Below are 25,927 nucleotides of genomic sequence, written 5' to 3'. Positions count from 1 at the left end.
CATCCTCATGAGATAGTCAATGGTGTCTATGCGTGTTCACTCGTAAGATAAAGGTAGCAAGTGAATCCCTTACAAGAGAGGATGGGCACCCGTGTCAACAATTCAAGAAGTGAAGATTTGGGAGGAAAGTATCGAGATTCCCACCTATGAAGTCGGACAGCCGGACAAGAATCCGATGTTCCTGGAAAAGCGGGTCTATCAAGGAAGCTCGGGACGCGTGTATCCGCTTCCTGTCATTGATAAAATTTACGATGAGAAGGTCATGAAGCCTTACCAGATAGTCTTTTTGGAAAATGAGTTCGTACAGATTCAGATTATGCCGCAGATCGGCGGACGGATCTACCGGGCGATTGATAAAACCAACGATTATGATTTTGTCTATCACAATCAAGTTATTAAGCCAGCACTGGTTGGCCTGACCGGGCCGTGGATCTCTGGCGGTATTGAGTTCAACTGGCCGCAGCATCACCGTCCCAATACCTTTGGTCCGGTAGAATACCGGCTGGAGCAGGGTGAAGACGGAAGCGCTACGGTCTGGGTCAGCGAGATTGACCGGATGAGCGGCACCAAGGTGACCGCAGGATTCACCCTGCATCCCGGCAAGGCTTATCTGGAGATTTCGGCGCAGATGTACAACCGGACACCGGAGCCACAAACCTTCTTATGGTGGGCGAATCCGGCGGTTGCCGTCAACGATCACACTCAGTCCGTGTTCCCTCCGGACGTAACAGCGGTTTTTGACCACGGCAAACGTGATGTCTCGCGCTTCCCGATAGCGACTGGCACCTATTACAAGATGGACTACTCCGAAGGTGTAGATATTTCCCGCTACAAGAACATCCCGGTGCCGACCTCTTATATGGCCTACAAGTCGGACTTTAACTTCGTAGGCGGTTATGATCATGGGGTACAGGCTGGATTATTGCACGTAGCGAATCATCATGTCTCACCGGGTAAGAAGCAGTGGACCTGGGGCAACGGCGAATTCGGCCAGGCGTGGGACCGCAATCTAACGGATGAGGACGGCCCGTATATTGAGCTAATGACAGGCGTGTTCACGGACAACCAGCCAGACTTCACATGGCTCCAGCCGTATGAAGAGAAATCCTTCAAGCAATATTTCATGCCTTATAAAGATATCGGCGTGGTCAAGAATGCTTCGATTGAAGCCGCTGTCAATCTGGAAGTGGATGAGACAGAACGCACGGCTACAGTGTTGGCCTATGCGACATCGGTCTTCGAGGGTGCCGTAATTGAGCTGAAGGGCCGGAGCCGCACCTATGTCTCCGATGAGGTGACACTCTCTCCAACCTCGACCTACAAGTCAGTCATCACGCTGGACGACGGCGACCTTCCGCATGATCTTACGGTTACGGTAAGGGATGCTTCTGGACGTCTGTTGATTGCCTACCGTCCGGCGAAGCCGTCCATTGAACAGGTCCCGGATGCAGCTAAGCCACTGCCGAAGCCGGAAGAACTGCTCACGAACGAGCAGCTGTATCTGGCCGGTCTGCACCTTGAGCAATATCGCCATGCCACCTTTGAGCCGGAGTCGTATTACCTCGAAGGGCTGAAGCGCGACCCGAATGATATCCGGATTAACACAGCTTACGGTACACTGCTGCTGCGCCGCGGGCGCTTTGCCGAGGCGGAGGGACATTTCCGCACCGCAGTGAAATCGCTGACTTGGCGGAATCCGAACCCTTATGATAGCGAAGCCTACTATCAGCTCGGGATGGCCTTGAAATTGCAGAACCGGAGCGAAGAGGCCTTCGCTGCGTTCTACAAAGCCGTATGGTCCGCTGCTTGGCAGGACAGCGGATACTTCTCGCTGGCTGGCATCGCTAGCGGCCAGGGGCAATACGGTGAAGCGCTGGAGCTGGTGGAGCGTTCGCTCATCCGCAACAGTCGCAACTATAAGGCGCGCCATCTGAAGGCGGCGCTGCTACGCAGGCTGGGCAAGCCTGCGAAGGGTCTGGCCTTTGCGGAAGAGACGCTGGCGCTCGATCCCGCTGACTTTGGAGCCGCCAACGAACGGTGGGCGGCACTGTTGGCGCTGGGCGAAGCCGCCCAGGCGGAAGCTGCGCTGGCTGAACTGCAGCGCTTCATGCGCGGCGATGTTCATAACACGCTGCAGCTGGCTGCCGATTATATCGGCTCGGGCCTGTATGAAGAGGCCGTGCAGGTCATGGCGCGGATCGCACCGGATGCGGGCACATCCGCCTATCCGATGCTGCACTACACCCTGGCCTATGCCTACGCACAGCTTGGCTCGGCTGAGCTTGCGGCAGCACACCGCCAGGCCGGCAGCCAGGCGCCTGCCGACTACTGCTTCCCGAACAGCCTGGTAGATCTGGCTGTGCTGGAGAACGCCATTGCGGCAAACCCTGCCGATGGCATGGCGAACTACTATCTGGGCAACTGGCTGTATGACAAGAAACGCCATGCGGATGCCATCGCCCGCTGGGAAGCGGCTGCGTCGCTCCAGAGCGATTTTCCAACGGTACACCGTAATCTGGCGCTGGCTTATTTCAACAAACGCAATGATCCACAGGCCGCACTCCAGTCACTGGAACGCGCTTTTGAATTGAACACAGCCGATGCCCGTGTCTTCTATGAATTGGATCAGCTCTACAAGAAGCTGGGTCGTCCTGCCGACTGGCGCTTTGCCAAACTGGAATCCCATTCGGACCTTGTCGGCAAGCGTGATGACCTGTATGTGGAGTTCGTGGCCTTGCTCAATTCTCTGGGGCGGCACGAAGAGGCCATCTCGGTACTGGAAAACCGCAACTTCCATCCATGGGAAGGCGGAGAAGGCAAGGTGACCGGACAGTATGTGTTCGGCCATGTGGAGCTGGGTAAGAAGAAATTGCAAGAAGGAAACTACGAAGAAGCGGTGTCCTTGCTGCTGAAGGCGCGTATCTATCCAGAGAATCTCGGGGAAGGCAAGCTGGACGGCGCGCAGGAGAACAATATCCTGTACTATCTGGGTAACGCGTATGAGGGCTTGGGCAACCGGGAGCAGGCCGAATTCTATTGGAGCGCCGCTTCGCAAGGGCTGGAGGAACCAGCGGGAGCGATGTATTACAACGATCAGCCGCCGGATATGATTTTCTATCAAGGGCTGGCTTGGCAGAAGCTACAAGTCGAGAAGGAAAGCAAACGCCGTTTTAACAAGCTGGTAGATTACGCAGAAAAGCATCTGTTCGATGAAGTGGAATTTGATTACTTTGCTGTGTCGCTCCCGGATTTCCTCGTCTTCGAGGATGATCTGAACAGACGCAATGAAATCCATTGCCGCTACATGCTGGGTCTCGGATTACTTGGATTGGGACGCACAGAGGAAGCCAAAGCCCGGTTCCAAGAGGTGCTGGCGCTGGAAGCCAATCATCAGGGAGCTTTGATCCATCTTAACCTGAGCTAGCGGCTCATAATGAACATCACTGACAAAATAGCGGCAGAATAATACTGGAAGAATACTAGCGGGTGTATACTGGAGGATGATTATTGCAGGGTCGTCTGCGATGATCATCCTCTGGTGGTCTAGAGGGAGGGATATCATGACACATTGGCGGGAAAGTAAAATCGAAGGCCATGACGCCTGGATTGGCGAATCGTCACAGCTCTTGGTCTGCATAGTGCCGGGGCTTGGGGCTAAAGCGGTGTCGCTACGGAGCACCCGGACCGGGCGGGAATGGCTATGGCGCAGTGAAAAAGCACTCGGGAATGAGGGATATGGTTCCCCTTTCCCGAATGGGGATGAGAGCGGCTGGGATGAGATGTTTCCCTGCATCGACGCTGGTGAGTATCCGCTGGAGCCTTGGCAAGGCCGGACCATCCCGGATCATGGAGAGGTTTGGTCTCTCCCGTGGGAAGCTCACAGCACAGGGGCCACCCTGAATTGCCAGGTAAAAGGTGAGCAGTTCCCATACCTGCTGGAGAAGACGTATTCCTTCGGCGCAGATGGTACGCTGCGGATAGACTATGCCGTCACGAATACATCCGCTGCACCGTTCTCCTTCCTCTGGGCAGCCCATCCGCTGCTGAAGGTACATGCGGGGATGAAGCTGCATGTGCCGAATGGTCTCGATGAGATTGAGATTTCTTATTCGGCAGAGGAAAGGCTTGGCGTTTTCGGGGACAGACAGCCTTGGCCTCTGGCCCCCAGCTTTGGCGGAACCGTCGATTTGAGTGTGACGGAAGCGAATGAGGGACGATTTGCCGAGAAATATTATTTCACCGGCAAGGCAGAGACAGGAGTCGCAGCAGTCAGCGATCCTGCGACTAGAGAGTCTATCACGTTCAGCTATCCCGCTGAACAGGTTCCTTATCTCGCCGTCTGGGCCAATTACGGCGGATTCGGCGGCAATTATCAGCTTGCGCTGGAACCGGCCACCGGACGAATGGACCATCTCGGGGAGGCCGTGCGGCGCAGCGAGGTCGCCGTTGTTGCAGGCGGCGAAGTGTACCGCTGGCACCTTGAGGTGAGTCTTGTTTAAACTGGGGAAATTTAATATATACAAGACGAATAAAAGAAATAAAAACTATATAAGCGAACGAAATTAACAAAAAGCGAAGATGAGTGAAGGGGAAAGTTTGGGACTGTAGGAGCGGGAGTGCTCGCCTGAAAGCTTTCCATAGGAAAGCTGGCAAAGGTAGCGTATGCCTGAAAGCATTCCATAGGAAAGCTCGCATCGAAATATAGATTGTCAGCAGCAAGACCTATAATCCATGGCTAATCAAATTCAGCGATGTCGCCAGAAGCGGTATATTTTCTTTCTCCAGTCGTCTTAACGGTGAATAAGAGGGGCAAATTCACAACTAAGAGCATTTTTGTACCTTATTTTTCTTGAAAATAGATAAATGAGTAAAATAAGTGCATTATTGTATCTTATTTTTCGAAAAAGTACGCTGTAATGGGGATTCTGGAAGATTTAAGGTACAATATTGCACTTAATCTCCATAAACCCTTAGCTGCAGAGGATTTAAGGTACGAAAATGCCGTTAATTACACTTCGGTCCTTCTTATATAAGCCCTCTTGTTCTTGGCAATGGTTGTTTTTTATGCGTTCTATATAGCGAGAAAGAATGCAAAGGGAAGGTTTGGAACTGTAAGAGCAGTAGTGTATGCCTGTAAGCTTCTATAGGAAGCTAGCATCGAAAGCGCACGACTGCAAGCTTTCCGCAGGAAAGCTCTCACCCGTAAGCGTAAGCATAAGCATAAGCTCACGTGATTTCGACCGCCAGAAGCGGTTCATAAAGTAGAAATCCGGGGACAACAGCGGCCGGAAGTCCAAACATCCACCCTAGTGGCGATCGAGCCTTACGTTTGGAACTTACGTTTGGAGCTTACGTTTGGAACTTACGTTTGGAGCTTACGTTTGGAACTTTCGTTTGGAACTTACGTTTGGAGCTTACGTTTGGAACTTACGTTTGGAGCTTACGTTTGGAACTTACGTTTGGAGCTTACGTTTGGAGCTTACGTTTGGAACTTACGTTTGGATCTTATGTTTGGATGTTAAGTTCGGATCTTAAGTTTGGAACTTAAGTTTGGAACTTAAGTTTGGATTTTAGGTTCGTCATATATAATAGAACAAAATAAAAGAAAAAGATCAATTTATACAGCAGGAGGGACACAGGAATGATCAAATGGCTGTTTATGAACCGGAGCATCCGGACCAAAATCGTATGGAGCAATATGGTGATTTCTCTCGTCCCTCTGCTGATTTTGTCCTATCTGTTTTACCAGACAAGCACCAGCTCGCTGGAGCAGGCAATGATCCGCAGCTCTGACCAGAACGCTGAATATGTGTCGGATAATCTGGACCAATATTTTCGCAATCTGTCCACCTCGGCACTCCAGGTCTACGGCTTCAAACGGGTCATAGATCTGATGGAGAACGGAACAAACTATAGTGACGCTAACATTATGGACATCAGGGAGTCGCTGGCGGGATACTATCGGCTTGTGGTTAGCAATAATGCCGATATTATCAAGATTACTGTGCTCGGAAGTGATAACACCGTTCAGGACAGCTGGTCCAGAGCCGACAGCTACAATGTCATTGCCCTGAACGATCAGGTTCCCCATTACCGGGAGATTCCTGATCTGCCTTTCCAGCACTCTCTGATGTTCACTTATACGGATCCTGTGATTGAGCAGGATCTTTTTGTGTATGCGATGACCATTTACGATCCTTTCTATAAGAAAAAGTTTGGTTCGCTGGTCTTTTATGTGAAGGGGAAAGACTTCTATAAGAAAATGGAAAAGTATAACCGCTCGCCGAATGTGATCGTCTTGCAGAATGAGCGCGGAGAGACCTTTTACCGTACCAGTGAGGCCTATGCCGGGGAGGTCAAGCCCTACATCCGTCCGGAGAGGATGATCGACAGCCATGCACACCAGCTGCATTTTTCGCAAAATCGTGAACTGCTAACCAGCACCTCTTACTTGGATCATGCCAACGTCGGACTGAGCGTCTTGTATCCCAGTACGGAGCTGGCGGATAACCGCAGGAACACGCTGCGAATTACCATTGTTGTGCTTATACTGGTCATGCTCGTCATTGCAGGCTTCTCTCTGCTGGCGCAGCAGTTCATCACAAGGCCGATTCAGTATCTCGGCAAAGCGATGCGTGCTGTCCGGAGAGGGAAATTTAACACCACACTAAAGCCCAATCGTTGGCATGATGATTTGTCAGAGCTGACGGCGAACTTTAACTTCATGACAGAGAAGATCCAGGAACTGATCGAGAAGGAATATAAAATGCAGCTGCGGAACAAGGAAGCCCAGTTTCTGGCGCTGCAAATGCAGATTAATCCGCATTTTCTGTACAATACGTTACAGACGATCGGCGGCAAGGCGGTGCTGATCGGGGATTATGAGATTCATGAGATGTGCCGCGCCCTTGGGGATATGTTCCGCTACAGCTTCTATGAAGGCAATATGGAATCGACGCTGGGGCAAGAGCTGGCGCATCTGAACAACTATTTGTATATCCAGCAGCTTCGGTTCGAGGAATCGCTAAAGACGGAGTTTGAGGTGCAGTCGGAGCTGATGGACTGCTCCATGATTCGTTTTATGCTCCAGCCGATCATGGAAAATACGATTGTCCATGCTTTAGGCCAAGAGGATCATCACCTACTCGTGATCGGCGTAACTGCTGTCCGTGAGGGGAAGGATGTGCTGATTGTCATCCGTGATAACGGAACGGGCATGGAGGAGGAGAAGCTGGCCGAGCTGCAAGCCGCACTTTCCAGTCCTTCGCCGGAAGTGTTCTCGGGAGTCTCTATTGGACTGAGGAATGTCCATGAGCGGATTCGGCTATTTTATGGCCCCCCTTACGGCCTTACGCTGGATAGCAGGTTAGGCGAGGGAACAACAGTGAAGATCCGAATTCCATATAAAAAAGCGGGGGCTGAGCATGTATAAAGTGATGGTCGTGGACGATGAGCTATGGGGCCGCAGGGCGATCAGCAAGATGATCAGCGAACTGAACCTGGATGCCGAGGTCATCGCGGAAGCTAGACATGGGGAAGAAGCGCTTAAGCTGATCGGGGTCAGCAAGCCGCATATCGTGGTTACCGATATGAACATGCCGGTCATGGACGGACTGCAATTTCTGGAGCATCTTCATGAGCACCACAGCGACATCCGGGTGATCGTGATCAGCGGGTATTCCCAGTTTGAGTATTTGCATGGGGCTATTCGTTATCAGGCCTGCGAGTATTTGCTCAAGCCGGTTTCTATCGGCGAATTGCGCAGCGCGATGATCAAGGCGGCAGAACTGAGCCGCACATACAGAAGTCATCAGCAGCAGAAAAAGGAAGCTGTAGATCTGCTCAAGCTGAAGCGGAGCGCTTTTTTGCAAAATGTCACTGCAGAAAGGATCACTAATCCATCAGACATCCTTAAGCATCAGGAAGAATTGCAGATTCCTTCTGGCCTGGAGCATTCCCGGCTGGTAGTGATGATGTTCCGGCATTTTCAGGAGACAGCCCGTACCCGGTTTCACGGCAACGCCGATCTGCTGATGTTCAGCATCGAGAACATTTTGCATGAGCTTTTGCAGGATGAACTGGCGCTGGTCTACAAATCGGATGATCGTCTGCGAATTTGCCTGGTCGTGAATGGGATGCTGACTACCGGGACACAGGGGCCTGCCTGGTTACCGGAGTTCCACAAGGCTGTTCAGCGGATGCTGAAGCTGGAGGTCTGCGCCGGACTCAGTCCGTCTTTCAGTGAACTAGCCGAGCTGCCGCATATGTTCCGTGCTGCCAATAAAGCCATCGGGGGAGCCCGGCTGCATGATTCCGGTTGCGGTCTATATCCTGCAGAGGATCAAATCGAGACCAGGGGCGGCGGTCTGCTAACTTCCTTTGATTTGCAGGCTCTCCGTCAAGCGGTGGCCTCCGGTAATGTGAAGGAGGTCCGGGAGCTACTGCACAATTATTTGACAAAGGTAACGGAATGCGGAGTGATTACGGTGAGCGAGGTTCAGCAGGAGCTGACGAGAATTATGGACGTGGCAGTCTCGGAGCTGAAGGTGATGGTATCGGCTTCTCCTACGGTCTTTGATCCCCAGTCCATCACAGGCATTATGGATGCCAGAGAAGTCACCTTGCTGCTGGGCCGCTGGCTGGAGGCGATTGAGGAGTACAGTACGGACCGGAACGAATCCGAATCAATCCAGATGATCCAGAGCATCGCCGCTTTTTTGGATGACCATTACTTTGAAGATATCAGTCTGATTGATGTTGCCACTAGATTTCATATGGACCCAAGCTACCTGAGCAAACTGTTCAAGTCGGTGACCTCAGAGAATTTCATCGAATATCTGACCCGCAAACGGATGGAAAAGGCGTGCGAGCTGCTGCTTGCTTCCGACCGGAAAATCAGCGATATCTCCGAGCTTGTGGGCTATGAGAATCAGCGTTATTTCAGCCAGGTGTTCAAAAAGAGCACGGGACAGACGCCTTCGGAATATCGGGACAGCCATCTGCGGCGGGACTGATTACAAAAATTTGAACATACGCTGCACCATTTATTTTATTACGGTTTCTCCCGGAAGCCGGTACGATAAAAGCAGGACATAAAGAGCCGTATAAGCTGAACTTAAGAATCACGTATCGCGAGCCGGCCATTCAGATTCTTAAGTTCACTCTGTATAGCGTCCAACGCTTGAACTAGATGAAGGGGGAAATTACGTTGAAAAAATGGATGTCCATCAGTCTTGGTGTCATGCTGCTGAGTACCTTGTTATCCGCATGTGGCGGAGGCAATAATACACCGTCTGCGGGCGGGAATGCCGAAGGCGCTCCCAGCAGTGGAGGCAATACGAATACGAAGTCTGAAGAACCGGTGACGATTAAGTTCATGCACTTCAAGAGCGATTTTACCGATCAGATTGCCAAGATTGTAGAGCAATTCGAGAGCGAAAATCCTAATATCAAGGTCGAAATACAGCCGGTCAAATACGATGATTACTATACCCTGCTCAAAACCAAGCTGGCAGGCGGTGACGTCATAGACGTCTTTACGCTAAATGCCGGTTTCAATACCCAGCTTTTTGCGGACGGCGGTTATCTGACAGATCTTACGGGCCAGCCTTTTTTGAACAACTTTGATGAAAGCGTAGTCAAAGGCCAGGCGACAGATGGCAAGAACTACGTGATGCCGCTGAATGCGAACCCGATTGCAGTGTTCTATAACAAAAAAATCTTCAAGGATCTGGGCCTGGAGGTTCCGAGAACCTATGATGCCTTGATCGCAGCCGCTGAGAAGATCAAAGCAGATGGTAAAACCCCGTTCGCTCTTGGCTGGAAAGACGGATGGACGATGACCATGTGGAATACCCGCGATCTGCCGAGCAACAGTGCCTTGGTAGAAGGTCAGCCAGATTTCTTTGAGAAGATTGAGAAAGGTCAAGCGAAGTTCGCAGACAATCCTGCGGTCAAAACAACCATAGAGCATGCCGCGAAGCTGTTTGAGCTCGGTAACAAGGATCAGCTGGGCGTGGACTACAACGGCGCTGTCGATCTTTTTGCTAAAGGAAATGTCGGCATGATGTATATGGGCACTTGGCCACTCCCGGATATTGAGAAGAAGAATCCTGATCTGTACAACAATGATTTGGGCTACTTTCCGTACCCCTTCAGCAACGACGAGAGTCTGAACAAGCTGGATTTTAACGCAGACGCATCACTGGCTATCGGCAGCAAGACCGAGCACAAGGAAGCTGCACTCAAATTCCTGGAATTCATGTCCAGCAAAGAGGGCGGGGATGCCTGGGTGGAGAACATCAAATCCTTGAGCTATGTTAAGGGAACCTCTACCGATATTGCCCCTGCCATCAAGGATTTGCAGCCGTACTTCGATAATGGTCAAACCTATGATTCCCAGCTTTATTTGGCGAAGACGACCATTGACTGGCGGGCTCCATTTGATCAGAACCTGCAAAATCTGTTCTTTAAGAAAGTTACGCCGGAGCAGATTATTTCCAATATGGACGACTGGTTGAGCAAGAACCATAAATAGCGCTCAGTAGACAAAGAGACGTGGGGGAAGGCATGGAGGAACACTCTGTGTCTTTTACCCTGCGGGAAGAAAGGATATGAGACTTATGGGGAATCTCCAGCGTGCCCTGCGAAAAGAGATGTGGTACCTTCTTTTTATTGTGCCGGGTGTTTGTCTGTTTATTATGGCGGTTGTTATTCCGCTGATCATGGGAGCGCGTTATTCTTTTACAAACTGGGATGGTGTGTCTAATAAGTTCGCTTATGTTGGCTGGGATAACTATGTAAAAGCGTATCAGGACCCCAGTTTCTGGGCTGCTCTTGGCAATACAGCCAAATACGCGCTCATACTGACGCTGCTTGTGAATGTGTTCTCTCTGTTGCTTGCGCTGGTACTGGATGCTTTTCTGCCACTGCGCAATGTATTCCGGACGATTTTTTTTCTACCGAGTGTGATTTCAATCGTTCTGTCGGGGTTTATCTGGAGCTATAACTACAGCACAGGGATTCCCCAATTGCTGAGCCACTTCGGACTGGATGTCACAAGCCCGCTCGGCAATCCTGATTATGCCTTGTTCGGGCTGATTCTTGTAGCGCTGTGGCAGGGGATTGGCTCGCCGATGATCATTTATATTGCCGGTCTGCAAGGTATTCCGCAGGAGCTCAGCGAAAGTGCCAAGATTGACGGTGCAGGGGTGTGGAAATCCTTCCGTCATATCACCTTCCCCTTGCTCGCGCCTTCAGTTACCATTAATTTGCTTCTGGTGCTGACCGGGTCGCTGAAGGTATTTGATCTGGTCTTTGTAACTACGAACGGGGGTCCCGGCTTCGCTACAGAGGTTGTGTCCACGTATATCTACAGAACTTCCTTTTCTTCCTTCCAGGGCGGGTACGGGATGGCGTTGTCCATGATGTTCTTCCTGATCCTGGTGATCGTTACAGTTGTGCAAATGTCCATTTCCCGAAGACGGGAGGTGGAGATGTAATGAAAAAGACGCGAATCGCGGTTTTTGTACTGATTTTGGTGTTGGCCTTGATTTTTTTGTTTCCTTTATATATTGCCGTATTGATGTCGGTCAAAACAGCCAAGCAAACCTTTGATTCTTTTTATGCTCTGCCGTCCAGCCTTGATTTTTCTAATTATCTGCACGCTTGGCAGACCTCGAAATTCCCGGTGGCGATTAGCAACAGTCTTATCATCACAGGTTTATCTGTGGTGCTGATTGTACTGGTATCTGCCTTAGCTGGTTATTCGATTGCAAGAAGGAACAAGCCTTTTTATAACATCATATTTCTGCTGTTTCTGTCGGGAATGATGATTCCGTTTCAGGTGACGATGCTCCCATTGTATAAGCTTGGAAAAACCCTGCATATGCTTAATACGCATTGGGGTATTATCCTGATCTACGGGGGATTTGGTATCCAGATGGGCGTGCTGTTCTATACAGCTTTTATCAAGCAAATCTCGCGGGAAATCGAGGAAGCGGCCACGATTGACGGCTGTTCTACACCGGGAATCTTCTTTCGTGTAATTCTTCCTTTGTTAAAGCCGGTGACGGCAACGGTGGTTGTGTTGAATGCACTGTACATCTGGAATGATTTTCTGCTGCCTTTGCTTTATTTACAGGACAATCAATACCGGACCATCCCGCTGCAGCAATATTTCTTCTTCGGTCAATACAGCAGTGATTTGAACCTGGCGTTCGCTTATGCGGTCATGGGAATGATCCCGGTCATCGTCTTCTTCCTGCTGATGCAGAAATTTATCATTAAGGGGATCGCTGCAGGCGCAGTCAAAGGATAACCTGATAAATGAATGGAGTGTTTTACGTTGGCGATTCAGTATTTGGAACAGGAACGAATTTTTGAAATCCGGATGAAGCAATCCTCTTATATTTTGGGCATTAATGAAAAAGATAGTGTGCAGCATCTGTTCTGGGGCGAGCCAGTAGAGGCACGCGACTGCGCGGGCCTGCTGGCTGCGCGCACTCACAGTTCCTTTGACGCCGACTTGAACGGCGAGCTGGAGGAGTACGGCGGTTGGGGAGGTAGCAGCTATACCGAGCCTTGCCTGAAAGTGAAATTCGGTGATGGGGTCCGTGACCTGAAGCTACAATACACAGGACATGAAATTGTCAGTGACAATGAACTGGTGATCATCCTGACCGATGCCCATTACTCGCTGCGGGTGGAGGTCTGCTATAAAGCAGTTATTCAACATGATCTGGTCGAAAGAGTTGTGAAGGTCACGAATGAAGAAGATCTGCCTGTGGGTATTAACCAGGTTATGGCGGCGGCGTGGTCGCTCCCGGTATTGCCTGCTTACCGGCTGACGCATGTCACAGGCCGCTGGTCTGGAGAATATCAGCTTCGCTCCCAGCTGCTGACCGAGGGCAAGAAGGTGCTGGAATCCAGAAGAGGATTCACGGGACCGCATGCCAATCCATGGTTCGCGATTGATGGAGGCCAAGCAACGGAGACTCAGGGCAAGGTCTGGTTCGGAGCCTTGGGTTGGAGCGGTAACTGGAAGATTGTCGCAGAGAAGTCCAGCTTCGGCCGACTGCGTATCGTCGGCGGGATCAATGATTTTGACAGCTCGTTCACACTTGCGCCGGGAGAGAGCTACACCTCGCCAGTATTTACAGGCGGGTTCGCTGCGAACGGCTTCGGGCAAATGAGCCGCAATCTGCATCGCTATCAAAGCGAATGCATCCTTCCAGGCTCGCGGATTAGAACAGTGCTCTATAACTCCTGGGAAGCGACGGAGTTCGCTGTAACTGCCGAAGGCCAAAAAGCGCTGGCCCGACAGGCGGCCCGAATGGGCACGGAGCTGTTCGTCGTGGATGACGGCTGGTTCGGTGGCCGGAACAGTGACCGGGCAGGTCTCGGGGATTGGACCGTCAACCCGGAGAAATTCCCGCTGGGTCTTCAGGAACTGATAGCTGATGTGAAAGGACTGGGCATGGATTTCGGATTGTGGGTAGAGCCGGAATCTGTCAACCCGGACAGCGATCTGTACCGGGAGCACCCGGATTGGGTCTATCAGTTCCCGAACCGTGAAGGGACATTGCTTCGCAATCAGCTGTTGCTGAATTTAGGCAAGCCTGAGGTCAAGGACTTTGTGCTTGATTTTATGACTGAATTGCTGAGTACCCACGACATTTCCTTCATTAAATGGGATATGAACCGGACGGTCACAGAGCCAGGGGTGCTGCCGCTGAAAGAGCATGAAGACCAGTCCGTGTGGATCAAGCATGTGGATCACCTGTATGAAATTTGGGCAGAGCTGAGACACCGCTTCCCGCAGGTGGAATTTGAGACCTGTGCCGGCGGCGGTGCACGGATCGATCACGGCATTTTGCGGTTCGCCGACCAAGCGTGGATCAGCGACAATACGGATGCCCGCGACCGCTTGAGCATACAGGAGGGCTTCACTTATGCCTACAGCCCATCCATTATGATGTGCTGGGTGACAGAATCGCCGCATGGTATGAACGGCAGAAATCTGCCGCTCTCGTTCCGCTTCCACAGCGCCATGATGGGCGGCCTTGGCATCGGAGCGAATATCGGCAACTGGTCCGATGAGGAAATAGCCGAAGCAGGGCGGTATGTGCAGCTGTATAAAGACATTCGTCATGTCATCACGGAGGGAAGCCTGTACCGGCTGTCCTCGTTCCGTGAAGGCGATATTTCAGCCAGCCAGTACATCAGCCAAGATGGACAGGAGAGCGTGGTCTTCGCCTTCCAGCAGGCCCAGTATTTCGGTTCCGCAGAGAAAAGACTGACTCTGCAAGGGCTTGATCCGCAAGGCGTATATCTCGTGCAAGATGAGAAGGGCGAAGCCGGTACGACATGGCATGGCTCCAGCCTGATGAATCTTGGCCTGCCGCTGACCCTGTGGGGCGATTACGCCAGCCAGCTGTTCCGCTTGACGCGCCAGTCGTAAGCGGGCGGATCTATGGGTGAAATGTGAAAGAAAAGAAGCGACCCCGATGCACGATTGGGGGCGCTTCTTTGCTTTATGGTGTTTTGCTAGTTGCTGTTATGGTGTTCTGCTACTTGTTGTTGTGATGTTTTGTTGCTTGTTGTTGCGATGTTTTGTTGCTTGTTGTTATGGTGTTTTGCTGCTTGTTGTTGTGATGTTTTGCTAGTTGTTGTTATGATGTTTTGTTGCTTGTTGTTATAAATAGCTGTGCTACAGCACGATGAGCCACACTATTCGCTGTCGGGGATAAGTGCTTGATGATTGATTTCTATAAGGGTTCATGTTGTTGTCTATATAAAACGCATTTGAAAACCAACGTAATTTCGAAAATGACTTCGACGTCTCAATAACGGGTTTCTTGTATCCCTAAGGTGCAAAATGAACCCTTGGTTCAAAAGGATTTCACTCATTCAAGTGACAAATACGCCGAAAAGCTCAACTTCACTCGATAGGGCATTGGAATAACGGGAATAACTCCTGTTATTTTGAATAAATTCTCTTCTTTTCTAAAAATAACTGGAAAATATCCCGTTAGTCACCTCAGATTAGACCATATTACGGATAAAAGAGGTTTTTAACGGGAGAAATTCCCTTTATTGATGACAAATAAGCTGAAAAGAAACAATTAACGGTATATTTTCCTGTTATCAAAGTCCTCTTAAGCTCGAACTTGGCCTCAGGTGAATAGTCCGGTGAAGTGTGGACCAAGAATTTCGGCCGCGCAACCGAGACGTTAGATTATTAAGTTCACACTATATAGCTATCACAATTCTCTTCTTAATGTGGGTACTTCACTATGGTGATTACTTCACCTGGCGCGGTCATGATCCGGCCCACTTCACCCAACAATGCAAGCTGTTCCCCTGACGAGAGTGTACATAGCGCACCATCTTCCCAAGGGATGTAGAAGGAGAGAGGAGCGCCAGCTTCGCTGATGATCTCAATCCATCTGGCTCACCATCGCCGAATGCAGCGCTGACCAGGAAGCCGCCCACAGCGCGCAGCGTATGGAATTCTGCGTGCTGTCCATCCGGCCAATTGGGGAAGAAGCGCAGGTGCCCGTTGTAGCTTTGCAGCAGGCATTCATTAATAACCGCAGGCAGGGAGAAATTCTCGAACCACACGCCCATCCGGGACATGAAATCGAAATTCTCTGTGTCTGTATAACGCCCACCACTCATTAGAACACGGTCCGTACAGGTTCCGTTCGGCAGCAGGCAATATTGGATTTGCCGCTTGAATCGCTCCAGATCCAATACACCAAGGCGGGCACCGGCAAGATGATAGAATACCAACTCATTACCTCCCTCATTGCGGTGATTAAGATAGGAATTCACTGCTGTCTGGTAGTCCTCTTCAGAGGAATGCAGACCGTGGTCTTCTCCAGGGAAGACGGTAGTGAGCGGAACAGGCACGTTATAGACGACCTCGGGATTCTCGCCTTCCACCGATACGAAGACGCGTCCGTTCCGGGATTCGGCTGTAGGGTAGGACGGGAAATGGTTAAGGATTTCTTCCACCTCACCCAGCAAATCAGCCTCCTCTTGTTCTGATCCAAGCACGACACAGGCTTGAATGAACGCCCGAAAAATAAACCTGGTCAATGTCAGGTCGATGAGGCAGTCGCTGTTTTTGGCAAAACCGGGTGTGATCTCGTACAGCTCCGGCACAACTGTCGGGAAAATATGATAATTCTCGTCTCCCCACTGTTGTCCGCGTGCTTCCGGGCGTTTCATATAATCTACCATGAACAGAACAGCTTCCTTAATCGGCTGGAAAGCCCGGTCACGCAGGAAGACAGCATCCATGGAGTAAAGATAGTGCCACCAAAGACTTTGCACAGACCACGGCGTTTCGCAGATTTCCCAGCCCCAGTGCGGTACAGGGTAAGGCATCATCGTCATTTCCACCGGATAGGCTGAGTGCGGGAAATAAGCTCCGCGCAGGCCGTAGTAATCTCGCGCCCAGGTTTGGCTGACGGGCAGTACGTGATCCACCATATCGACATAAGGCAGGTGCTTGTCGAGATGATTGCTGGAGAACGCCAGCCAGAAGGGCTGCTGTGTATTGTAGTTCATATGATAGTCGCCATGCCAGTCCGCACCGATTTTCCGATAGCTCCAGTTGGCGAACAGTCCAGGACAAGTAACCCCTTCCTTCACGGAGCAGTTGAAGAAATACAGATTCCGATACCAGATACGCTCCAGAAATTCATCCTCCAGTGCGACGGAGGAACGACTCCAGTATTCTCGCCAGAGTGTTGCTGTTACTTCTTTGGCTTCAGCGAAGCCGTAAAGCTCAGGTGGTGCCGCGGCTGCTGTCGCCTGAACTTCGCTGCTAAGACCTTCCCACAGCTCGACGCAGGCAATGAAGCCTTGCTGCTCTTGCTGCACTTCAGATTTATCCTGAGATAAATGATCCTGCGCGGCTGCGCGGATCTTAGTTATTGGCGTTGCTGCTGTCTCTTCCTCTGAAATGACCGGTTCGCCCGAAGTGTGCTCCGGATGCAGACTGGGCACTTTCGAAACGCCAGCCACACTGGAAACGCCAGATACGTCGAACACGCTAGAAACGCTAGAAACGCTAGAAACGCTAGAAACGCCGCAGACATCAGAAACGCTGGAAACGCCAGCCACACCAGATATTCCAGTCGCTCTAACCGCAAGCCGAAACGCCTTGTCGCTCGCCTGTCCGATATAAGGAGTAGGTGGTTGTTCCACACGCGGCAGTATCTGCGTGAAGTGTTGTAGTCCTGTTACGGTGTCGGTTAGACTTTCTGCTTGTGGGAATTCCGCCGGTGTTTCCGGGTCGGGAATCAGCTTGACCTCCGTGAACAGCGGAACCGCCATACCACTAGCGGCATCGGTTACCTTCATCCAGACACGGTCATGGTCTCCTTCTACGAACAACTCGAGCACGGCAGGTTTACCTTGTATCAAAAAATCAATCGTGCAACGCCCATCAGCAATATGCACAGTATGGCCCAGCACCTCGGCATTCCGCCGATCATACCGAAGCAGCAGCGAACCGCAAGGCATCGGCTTGGGATAGGCTTTGCGGTAATTATCACCGGCCATTTCACAATATTCCTTATACCACGGATTATCGGTGACTTGCGCCAGATCAGCCGGGAGAGCAGCGAACCGGTCAAACACCTCCTGAAAGGTCATAATCTCATCCTTATGCTCCTCCGCAATCCGGATATCCCACACATTGTTATGTCCAAAATGTAGCATCACCGCATCCGGTCGGGTCGTGACGACCACGCCCAATCCACCGTTGCCTAGCAAAGCACCTTCAAAAAAATCGGTTGCCGGTCCGTTGAACTTAATATCATGCAGGCTGGCCCGTTCATGGCCCATGTGCTTATTTTTTAACTTGCCAGCTTGTTTAACGTTCTTATGCATCTTGTGTTCCTCCCTGTCATGTCATGCTATTCACAGTTCCTAATGTATCTGAATGTCGGATTGCTGTATTTAGCGGGAGGTCCAATAGTTGCACGATTGGCGGATGAATTGATAGAGCCGGAGAAGTGTACCCAGGCTTCCCAATTGTACCTTTCGGCCAAGGAGGGAACACGGTAAGATCGAAATATAGAAAGCGCTAACATTATATAGCGCAATTGTTAAGTCGGCAGGGGAGGGGTACCTTGTTTCACCAAGAGTAGCAGCTGGTTCCGGAACAAAAACTCGGGCTTGAGCTAGAATATTTTTTTGAAAAGAATGTACTACTGCTTATCCTATCGTACTTTTGTATCGCAAATCTATCCGTAACTATTCTATCAACCATGAAGGAATGAATAACAAATGGCCAAAAATTCAAAGACAAAATCGGGATTTCCTTATGTTTTTACCGTGATTGCAATCAGCGTGCTTATTCTTGCCGGGGCGCTAATCTTTCTGAAAGGCTCGGGGACAGCCTCCGATCTGAAGGGGCTACCTAACTATACGGAAATCAAAGGGGATTATGACGCGAAAGGTCTGAAATATGAGAAGCAGCCCCATCTGGGTAGTCCGGACGCCAAGGTCAAAGTCATCGAGTTTGCGGACTTTAAGTGCCCGGCGTGTAAGAACTGGAAGCAGGCTTATTTTGAACGTTTTCAACAAGAGTTTATCGAGACCGGTAAGGTGGAGCTTTTCTTTATAAACTATGCTTTTATTGATCGTGATTCCATTATGGCCGCCAGTGCAGGGGAAGCTATTGCCGCACAGAACAACGAGAAATTTTGGGAGTTCATGAGCAAACTCTATGACCACCAGGGTGATGAGACCCAGATTTGGGCGACCCCCAAGTTCTTGAAGGATTTCGTTAAGGAGAATATCAGTGGTATCGACTATGACCGGTTTGCCAAGGATCTGGACGATCATACGTATATGCTTTCGGTAAAAGAAGACTTCAAAACAGGAGCGAACTACGGCGTGAACGGGACTCCACAGTTCATGGTAGATGGCAAGCTGTTACCTAGCTCCTCCTATGAGGAACTGGCTGCAGCTATCGAGTCACAACTTGCCGCCAAATAAAATCGCCTGGATTGACGCTGAGGAGACTATCCTGCGGAGGGCCGATTTGAACAAGCTATAGTAAATTGTATACAATGGTGTTGTTTGGTCACGCTTACCTTGATCAAGTAATTAAATGGAATATTGGAGGGACTTACCTCATGAACTTTACTTCCTTGCATCCCTATGTATATCTTGCGACCCGATACCCTTTTTCCAAAGGGCAGTCCAGTTCTCCGCGGATATGCTACACCAGTTCTATTTACTTGATCAGCGAGGGGTATGGCGTGCTATGTACGAATGGAGAGCGTACCCGGCTTGGTCCGGGTGCGCTCGTCTATCTTCCGGCCGGGCAGCCGCATGAATGGCTGGCTGATTCGCAGGAGCCAATGGTCCACCTATGCTGCTATTTCGATTGGTCCTATGTCGAGCGAGCGGCGGTTTTTGATACAGCTTGTCCAGTCTGTTACCCGCCCGAGCCGTTGTTGGAGGAACTTGTGGGTCCGCCATTCCCTTATTCGCTTACGGAAATCGTCACGGTGGAATCCGTGCGTGTTTGGCAGGAGCTCTTCCAGAACTTTTATAAAACCGCTAGCTTTACCAATGAGCAGACCTTCATGCGCAGCCTGACGATTCAGCGGAATTTCCAGACCTTCATCGATTACTTCCTGAATAGCTTGCTGAAGGACCAACAGATTCCAGACCGCAGGATCAGTCAACTGCTGGAGGTAATGGAGCAGGATTTGCTCCACGATGCTCCAAAACCGTTGGAGGTTTATTACACCAGTCTTAATATGAGCCGCGGGCATTTTTTTGAACTGTTCCGCAAATCTACCGGCTGCTCACCCATTCAGTATATGAATCTCTTTCGAATCGGCCGAGCGAAGGAAGACCTGCTCCACACCACACTCAGCATCACAGAAATCGCCGAAAAATATCATTTCAGCTCTGTGCATTACTTTTCCCGGTTGTTTCACCAGCTTACAGGTCAGTCCCCACGGCAGTTTCGTCAGAAGTAGATTTGGGCATATCCATCAGCACCCCTTAGTACTCATTGGATCTATTCCATGGGGCTTGAAGGGGTGTTTGCATTGTAATTAGTAGTAGGGAGATATTTCTAATAGTGCCTCCAAAGAGTAAGATGGGATGTTAGAAGAATGAAAGTGGAGGATAACAGAATGAATTACTTACAATTAAGCAAAGAAGTATCTTATGCACTTAGACATGCGCTGTGGGAGTACCAGTTGGAATTGGACCCGGAATGCTGGGTGAGAATGGAGCAGCTGTTGTCCGCTTCACGGCTGAAATCTGGTTTACTATCACGGTTTCCTCTGCTGCAACATATTCTGTAAGAGAATATGGGGAGGGGCGATTGTTTGGTGTTAACTTTGGCGGTAGCTAAGCATATGGCAGAAGTTGGGGAGCATAAAGCTCGGCAAATGGGAATACGGATTGCGATTTCAATTGTGGACGATGGAGGGCATTTGCTTGTCTTAAATCGGATGGAGCGAACCCGGATTGCCAGCGTTGAAATTTCGAAAAACAAAGCTTGGACAAGTATCAGCATGCAGCAGCCAACTGCGAATTTGAAACAGTCTGCGCAGCCGGGAGGCCCTGCATTCGGCATTAATACGACCCATGAAGGCAGACTCGTCATTCTTGCAGGCGGTATTCCGTTAAAAATTGGCGATCATTTCGTCGGCGGGGTTGGCGTAAGCGGAGGGAGCGCTGATCAGGATATCGAAATAGCGACTGCTGCCGTTCAAGCCTTTGAATCGATGGTTGCCGGGAAGTCGAATGGAGTCAACGTCAATGCCCGTATCGGCTCGTACCGGTATTAAGGATTGCGGACCGGATTTACATTGCAGAGCCTTCGGGTGACTGAGGTTCTGCTTCTGTTTGCGGCTGGACAAGCCGTGATTTTCAAACTTGGCGCTTGTATACTAGACTAAAGCTGAGCAGCAGGCAACCATTTGCCGGACTCTTCACATCCTAAAAAGCATCGCGCATAATCATATAATTGGTTCAAACGGAAACATCCCGAATGCTAGTATGCTAATTGGGATGTTTTTTTAATTCTACGGAGATGAAATGGAAATGTAGAATCACGATGAGAAAAGGAGGTTTTTCCATGATACAAGCAAACTGGCATACACCTTCCGTGTAGTCACCCGCTGCCGAGATGTTCTATACATGGAGCAGAGGAAGTGCTAGAGCGCCAGTGCCAGTCAATCCCCAAAGTAAAATTTATTAGCCAAAAATCAACGAAAATAGTTGACTTGTAACATTTTATTGTATTTTAACAGGATAATATTTAAAAAATGGTTTTTTGATGTCATTTTAATTGGTTCATCCCCGATTTTGCCCATTCTATTTCACAAATCATCCATCCTTCTGGCTCAAAATCACCATCCGAATTCATTTTTTGACCATATCGCCAGCCCTCCATATTCATTATTCTGTGGAAGAGATGCATCTCACCACCACCATAACCTAAAGTAGCGGAGGTCATGTAATGAAAAAATGGTTATCTTCTGTGCTGGTCCTCATGATGCTGGGGACGTCGCTGACCGCGTGTTCTTCCAAAGAAGAGACGGCAACGAACAGCAAGAACACAGGGTCAACGAATGATACGGAAACGAGCAATGAAGCAGTGACCTATCCTATCAAGACAGACAAAAAGCTCACCTATTGGGGAGAAATCAACGGTAACTTGATCGGGGTTGCAGCAACGCATGAGGATGTTCCTTTTTTTAGAGATTGGCAAAAGCAAACCGGGGTACTGCTTAAGTTCACCGCTCCGCCGACCGGACAGGTGAAGGAAGCACTGAACGTGATGCTGGCTTCCGGTGATTTGCCGGATATGATTGAATACAACTTTTTGGGCGACTTTCCAGGGGGGCCTGAGAAAGCAATTAATGACGGATACATTCTGAAGCTGAACGATCTGATCGACAAGCACGCACCGAATCTGAAGAAATACTTACAGGACAATCCTGATGTGGACAAAATGGTGAGGACCGACAGCGGTAGCTATTATGCCTTCCCGTTTGTGCGGGGTGACGATTTCCTGCGGGTGTTCCAGGGACCGATTATCCGTCAGGACTGGCTGGATGAACTAGGTCTACCGGTACCGGAAACTATCGACGACTGGACCAAGACACTAACGGCGTTCAAGGAGAAAAAAGGTGCCAAGGCTCCTTTTGCAGTCGTAAGCAAGCCGCGTTTCTTCAATGAATCTGGTAACGGTGCTTTTCTGGGTGCCTTCGGTGTGACGAGAGGTTTCTATCAGGAGGACGGAAAGATTAAGTTTGGTCCTTCTGAAAGCGGATTCAAAGAATACCTGAAGCTGTTCCGTCAGTGGTATGCCGATGGCCTGATCGACAAGAACATTGCAACCGCTGATTCCAAAGCCTTGGACGGCAACATGGCCTCCGGTGCAACCGGCGCATCTGTAGGTAACGCAGGCGGCGGGATTGGCAAATGGCAGCCGCTGGTAGAGGGCAATGACCCGAAAGCCGTGTTGGTGGCTGCACCATACCCGGTCCTGAACAAGGGAGAAACTCCGAAGTTCGGTCAAAAGCATCAGGCATATGCTTCTGAAGGAACGGTCGCTATCTCGACTTCTGCTAAGGACCCTGTCCTGGCTGTAGAAATGCTGGATTACGGCTATAGCGAGGAAGGCCGGCTGTTCTTTAACTTCGGGACAGAAGGCGTCAGCTATAACATGGAAGACGGTTATCCGAAATATACCGACCTGCTGATGAAAAATCCTGACAAGCTGGCTCCGGCACAAGCCATTTCGATGTATGCCCGCGGCAGCTATAACGGTCCATTCATTCAGGACAAACGGTATGCTGAGCAATTTTTTGCCCTGCAGACCCAACGTGATGCGGTGGGCATCTGGAAGAACACGGACGCAGCCAAATACAGCTTGCCGCCGATCACACCGACACCAGAAGAAAGCTCCGAATACGCAACGATTATGAACGATATCAACACGCTGGTGGATGAGATGACGCTGAAGATTATTTTGGGTCAGGAGCCGGTTGATCAGTACGAGAGCTATGTGAACAAAATGAATTCGCTACATCTGGACCGCGCTATTGCGATTCAGCAGGCCGCACTGGATCGTTACAAAGCACGTTAAGATCATCAGGATAAGAAGGAGGGGGCGTGCCTGCCCTCTCTCTCAAATTGGATAGAGGTGAGACAGCCATATGGCAAAAACACAACCCGCAGTGGGCAAGCAAGCGCCGGGATCTGCTAGAAACACCAACCGTTTTATCCGCGACTTCCGGATCAACAAGTATCTCTATCTCATGATGATCCCGGTGGTCGCGTACTATCTGATCTTCCACTATGCCCCGATGTACGGGGCGCTCATCGCCTTTAAGGAATATTCCCCCATGAAGGGGATTCTGGGCAGCGATTGGGTCGGACTAAAGCATTTTTATGATTTCTTCAACAGCTATTACTTCTGGCGGATTTTGAAAAATACAATCGTCATCAGCCTGTATTCGCTGATCTTTGAGTTTCCCGCACCGATCATCCTGGCGCTTCTGATCAACGAGGTGCGCAGCAAATCCTTCAAGCGGGTAGCGCAGACGATTACCTATATGCCTTATTTTATTTCACTCGTGGTCATTTGCGGGATTATTACCGACTTCACGAATGCAGACGGCATTATCAACACTTTGTTCACTTATTTCGGCTATGACGGTCAGGCCATGCTGCAAAAGCCGGAGCTGTTCCGTCCCATCTACATTCTGTCAGAGATCTGGCAGCGGATCGGCTGGGAGTCGATTATTTATATCGCCGCGCTGATGAGCATCGATGTGGAGCAATACGAAGCGGCCCGTATGGACGGTGCCAGCCGTCTCAAGCAGATGTTTTACATCACATTGCCAGGGATTCTGCCGACCATCTCCATTATGCTCATTCTGCGAATGGGGAACCTGCTTAATGTTGGCTTCGAAAAAATCATTTTGCTCTACAACCCGATCACGTACGAGACGGCCGATGTCATATCGTCCTTTGTCTATCGTAAGGGTCTGCTTGAATTCGGCTGGAGCTACAGCTCTGCCGTAGGTTTATTTAATTCAGTGATCAATCTGGCACTGCTGGTTACCGCGAATTATATAAGCCGTAAAGTGAACAAAAACAGCTTGTGGTGAGGTGAAACCCATGAAGGAAGAAAGCTCTATTTTCGATAAACTATTCTATGCTGGCATCTATGTATTTCTGACTTTTCTTGTTGTGGTCACGCTGTACCCGCTGCTGTATGTGCTGTTCGCCTCCTTTAGCGACTCCGCGCAGCTGATGGTGCATAAGGGGATTCTGTGGCGGCCGCTTGGTATTAATTTTGATGCGTATAAAAGCGTGCTGGCCAACTCCGGCATCCTGACCGGTTACCGCAATACGATGTTCATCGTGGTGGCCGGCCTTGCCGTTAACCTCGTCATGACCGCGCTGGGCGCTTATGTACTGTCCCGCAAAAACGTGCTGTGGAATAATGCCTTCATGGTGCTGATTATTTTTACGATGTTTTTTAATGGTGGACTGATTCCATTGTATCTTGTGGTCAAAGGGGTTGGGCTGCTGGATTCGCTCTGGTCGACGATCATCCCTTTTGCCATCAGCACGTTCAATCTGATCATTATGCGCACGGCCTTTATGGGCATTCCTGACAGTCTGGAGGAATCGGCCAAAATCGACGGGGCGAACCATTTCACCATCCTGTTCCGCATTATCATTCCACTTTCCATGCCGGTCATCGCCGTGATGATTCTGTATTATGCGGTGGATAAATGGAATGGTTGGTTTTATGCCTCCGTATTTATCAAGAGCCGGGAGCTGTACCCATTGCAGCTGGTACTGAGGGAAATCCTGATCGCCAACTCCACGGACAGCATGTCCGCCGGGGCCAGCGCCGGAGACCGTCAGCAGATCGGCGAAACGATCAAATACGCGACGATTATGGTGGCTACAATCCCGATTCTATGTGTATATCCGTTCGTACAGCGCTTTTTCGTTAAGGGTGTTATGGTGGGTTCGCTGAAGGGATAAGTGGAGAGTGGCGATATAAGCAGAGGCAGAGAGTTGGCGATAGTAAAGTGCTAGTGAACAGCAACAGTAAAGAGCTGGTTAATTGTCCAGAGCTGATAAGGATTAAATAAAACTATATAAGCCGAACAAAATATGCCCAACAAAAGAAAGTGACGAAAAGCGAAGAGGGAGGAGAAGTTTGGGACTATAGGAGCGAGCCGCCCGCCTGAAAGCTTACCTCAGGAAACTCCTACCCGTAAGCATAATCTGGCGCCAGAAGATTTAGCCGTTAGAAGTGGTTGAAAAGAGATAATCTTCGAGACAAAGCGACCGGAAGTCTAAATTATCCACGGTAGTGAGGTAGGGCCTATGATTGTTTCTCAAGCTACTTCCAAGCTGCTCAAGTAACTCAGGTAACTCAGGTAACTCAGGTAACTCACGCGAACTCAAGCGACTTAGGTAACGCAAGCAACTCACGCGAACTCAAGCAACTCACGCGAACTCAAGCAACTCAAGCAATTCAAGTAACTCAAGCAACTTAGGTAACTCAGGCAGCTCAAGCAACTCACGCGAACTCAAGCGACTTAGGTAACGCAAGCAACTCACGCGAACTCAAGCAACTCAGGCAACGCAAGCAACGCAAGCAACTCAGGCAACGCAAGCAACGCAAGCAACGCAAGCAACTCAGGCAACGCAAGCAACTCAGGCAACGCAAGCAACTTAGGTAACTCAAGCAACTCAGGTAACTCAAGCAACGCAAGCAACTCAAGCAACGCAAGCAACTCAAGCAACTCAAGCAACTCAAGCAACTCAAGCAACTCAAGCAACTCAAGCAACTCAAGCAACTCAAGCAACTCAAGCAACTCAAGCAACTCAAGCA

General features: G+C 50.1%; 16 protein-coding genes and 1 pseudogene. 15 read left to right on the top strand and 2 right to left on the bottom strand.

What is annotated here, in order from left to right; genetic code table 11:
• Positions 1 to 91: 91 nt before the first annotated feature.
• From ACFVU8_RS15180 to ACFVU8_RS15145, 8 genes are all read left to right on the top strand, one after another.
• A complete protein-coding gene (locus ACFVU8_RS15180) occupies positions 92 to 3,424 on the top strand; it encodes a DUF5107 domain-containing protein (RefSeq protein ID WP_387428214.1) in 3,333 nt (1,110 codons plus the stop codon).
• 136 nt (positions 3,425 to 3,560) lie between these two features.
• Positions 3,561 to 4,499, top strand: coding sequence for an aldose epimerase family protein (locus tag ACFVU8_RS15175; protein ID WP_387428212.1), 939 nt, complete (start codon positions 3,561 to 3,563; stop codon positions 4,497 to 4,499).
• Positions 4,500 to 5,641: 1,142 nt separating this feature from the next.
• Entirely contained in the window at positions 5,642 to 7,432 is a 1,791-nt protein-coding gene (locus tag ACFVU8_RS15170) for a sensor histidine kinase (RefSeq protein WP_387428210.1), read from the top strand.
• Positions 7,425 to 9,014, top strand: coding sequence for a response regulator transcription factor (locus ACFVU8_RS15165; protein WP_387428208.1), 1,590 nt, complete (start codon positions 7,425 to 7,427; stop codon positions 9,012 to 9,014). The genes ACFVU8_RS15170 and ACFVU8_RS15165 overlap by 8 nt, the downstream gene beginning before the upstream one ends.
• Before the next feature lie 194 nt (positions 9,015 to 9,208).
• On the top strand, positions 9,209 to 10,537 hold the full coding sequence (locus ACFVU8_RS15160; RefSeq protein WP_387428207.1) for an ABC transporter substrate-binding protein: 1,329 nt from the start codon (positions 9,209 to 9,211) through the stop codon (positions 10,535 to 10,537).
• Positions 10,538 to 10,613: 76 nt separating this feature from the next.
• Positions 10,614 to 11,501, top strand: a complete 888-nt coding sequence (locus tag ACFVU8_RS15155; RefSeq protein ID WP_387428206.1) for a carbohydrate ABC transporter permease — start codon at positions 10,614 to 10,616, stop codon at positions 11,499 to 11,501.
• The gene (locus tag ACFVU8_RS15150) at positions 11,501 to 12,319 is read left to right on the top strand and encodes a carbohydrate ABC transporter permease (RefSeq protein ID WP_246316925.1); all 819 of its coding nucleotides are present in this window, start codon (positions 11,501 to 11,503) and stop codon (positions 12,317 to 12,319) included. The genes ACFVU8_RS15155 and ACFVU8_RS15150 overlap by 1 nt, the downstream gene beginning before the upstream one ends.
• A 27-nt stretch (positions 12,320 to 12,346) precedes the next feature.
• A complete protein-coding gene (locus tag ACFVU8_RS15145; protein WP_387428204.1) occupies positions 12,347 to 14,461 on the top strand; it encodes an alpha-galactosidase in 2,115 nt (704 codons plus the stop codon).
• 860 nt (positions 14,462 to 15,321) lie between these two features.
• On the opposite strand, the gene ACFVU8_RS15140 is transcribed toward ACFVU8_RS15145, so the two are convergent.
• On the bottom strand, positions 15,322 to 17,907 hold the full coding sequence (locus ACFVU8_RS15140) for a glycosyl hydrolase family 95 catalytic domain-containing protein (RefSeq protein WP_387428202.1): 2,586 nt from the start codon (positions 17,905 to 17,907) through the stop codon (positions 15,322 to 15,324).
• A gap of 399 nt (positions 17,908 to 18,306) precedes the next feature.
• Here ACFVU8_RS15140 and ACFVU8_RS15135 point away from each other — a divergent pair, with 399 nt between their 5' ends.
• The 7 genes and pseudogenes from ACFVU8_RS15135 to ACFVU8_RS15105 all read left to right on the top strand — a co-directional run bounded on the left by ACFVU8_RS15135 (position 18,307) and on the right by ACFVU8_RS15105 (position 25,068).
• The gene (locus ACFVU8_RS15135) at positions 18,307 to 19,020 is read left to right on the top strand and encodes a DsbA family protein (RefSeq protein WP_379465123.1); all 714 of its coding nucleotides are present in this window, start codon (positions 18,307 to 18,309) and stop codon (positions 19,018 to 19,020) included.
• A 140-nt stretch (positions 19,021 to 19,160) separates the two neighbouring features.
• Positions 19,161 to 20,018, top strand: coding sequence for an AraC family transcriptional regulator (locus ACFVU8_RS15130; protein ID WP_387428200.1), 858 nt, complete (start codon positions 19,161 to 19,163; stop codon positions 20,016 to 20,018).
• A gap of 159 nt (positions 20,019 to 20,177) precedes the next feature.
• Positions 20,178 to 20,300: pseudogene (locus tag ACFVU8_RS15125) on the top strand (RNA 2'-phosphotransferase); the annotation flags it as partial.
• 78 nt (positions 20,301 to 20,378) lie between these two features.
• Positions 20,379 to 20,840: a GlcG/HbpS family heme-binding protein gene (locus ACFVU8_RS15120; RefSeq protein WP_379465529.1), complete on the top strand. Its 462-nt coding sequence runs from the start codon at positions 20,379 to 20,381 to the stop codon at positions 20,838 to 20,840.
• 674 nt (positions 20,841 to 21,514) lie between these two features.
• A complete protein-coding gene (locus ACFVU8_RS15115; protein WP_387428198.1) occupies positions 21,515 to 23,149 on the top strand; it encodes a type 2 periplasmic-binding domain-containing protein in 1,635 nt (544 codons plus the stop codon).
• A 70-nt stretch (positions 23,150 to 23,219) separates the two neighbouring features.
• Positions 23,220 to 24,176 carry an ABC transporter permease gene (locus tag ACFVU8_RS15110; protein ID WP_387428196.1) on the top strand — a complete coding sequence of 319 codons (957 nt, stop codon included), beginning with the start codon at positions 23,220 to 23,222 and terminating at the stop codon, positions 24,174 to 24,176.
• A gap of 10 nt (positions 24,177 to 24,186) precedes the next feature.
• Positions 24,187 to 25,068: a carbohydrate ABC transporter permease gene (locus tag ACFVU8_RS15105; protein ID WP_066373602.1), complete on the top strand. Its 882-nt coding sequence runs from the start codon at positions 24,187 to 24,189 to the stop codon at positions 25,066 to 25,068.
• Between the two features lie 581 nt (positions 25,069 to 25,649).
• On the opposite strand, the gene ACFVU8_RS15100 is transcribed toward ACFVU8_RS15105, so the two are convergent.
• Positions 25,650 to 25,927: hypothetical protein (locus tag ACFVU8_RS15100; RefSeq protein ID WP_387428195.1), on the bottom strand; the 278-nt coding region annotated here is incomplete at its 5' end.

Source organism: Paenibacillus sp. NPDC058177, from assembly GCF_042883835.1.
GTDB classification, from domain to species: domain Bacteria; phylum Bacillota; class Bacilli; order Paenibacillales; family Paenibacillaceae; genus Paenibacillus_AQ; species Paenibacillus_AQ agri.
This window is presented reverse-complemented; position numbering and strand designations above follow the sequence as displayed.

Coding starts and splice junctions, on each gene's coding strand:
- ACFVU8_RS15165 (WP_387428208.1), top strand. CDS start 7,425: ATGTATAAAGTGATGGTCGTGGACGATGAGCTATGGGGCCGCAGGGCG.
- ACFVU8_RS15110 (WP_387428196.1), top strand. CDS start 23,220: ATGGCAAAAACACAACCCGCAGTGGGCAAGCAAGCGCCGGGATCTGCT.
- ACFVU8_RS15175 (WP_387428212.1), top strand. CDS start 3,561: ATGACACATTGGCGGGAAAGTAAAATCGAAGGCCATGACGCCTGGATT.
- ACFVU8_RS15135 (WP_379465123.1), top strand. CDS start 18,307: ATGGCCAAAAATTCAAAGACAAAATCGGGATTTCCTTATGTTTTTACC.
- ACFVU8_RS15130 (WP_387428200.1), top strand. CDS start 19,161: ATGAACTTTACTTCCTTGCATCCCTATGTATATCTTGCGACCCGATAC.
- ACFVU8_RS15115 (WP_387428198.1), top strand. CDS start 21,515: ATGAAAAAATGGTTATCTTCTGTGCTGGTCCTCATGATGCTGGGGACG.
- ACFVU8_RS15155 (WP_387428206.1), top strand. CDS start 10,614: ATGAGACTTATGGGGAATCTCCAGCGTGCCCTGCGAAAAGAGATGTGG.
- ACFVU8_RS15170 (WP_387428210.1), top strand. CDS start 5,642: ATGATCAAATGGCTGTTTATGAACCGGAGCATCCGGACCAAAATCGTA.
- ACFVU8_RS15140 (WP_387428202.1), bottom strand. CDS start 17,907: ATGCATAAGAACGTTAAACAAGCTGGCAAGTTAAAAAATAAGCACATG.
- ACFVU8_RS15150 (WP_246316925.1), top strand. CDS start 11,501: ATGAAAAAGACGCGAATCGCGGTTTTTGTACTGATTTTGGTGTTGGCC.
- ACFVU8_RS15105 (WP_066373602.1), top strand. CDS start 24,187: ATGAAGGAAGAAAGCTCTATTTTCGATAAACTATTCTATGCTGGCATC.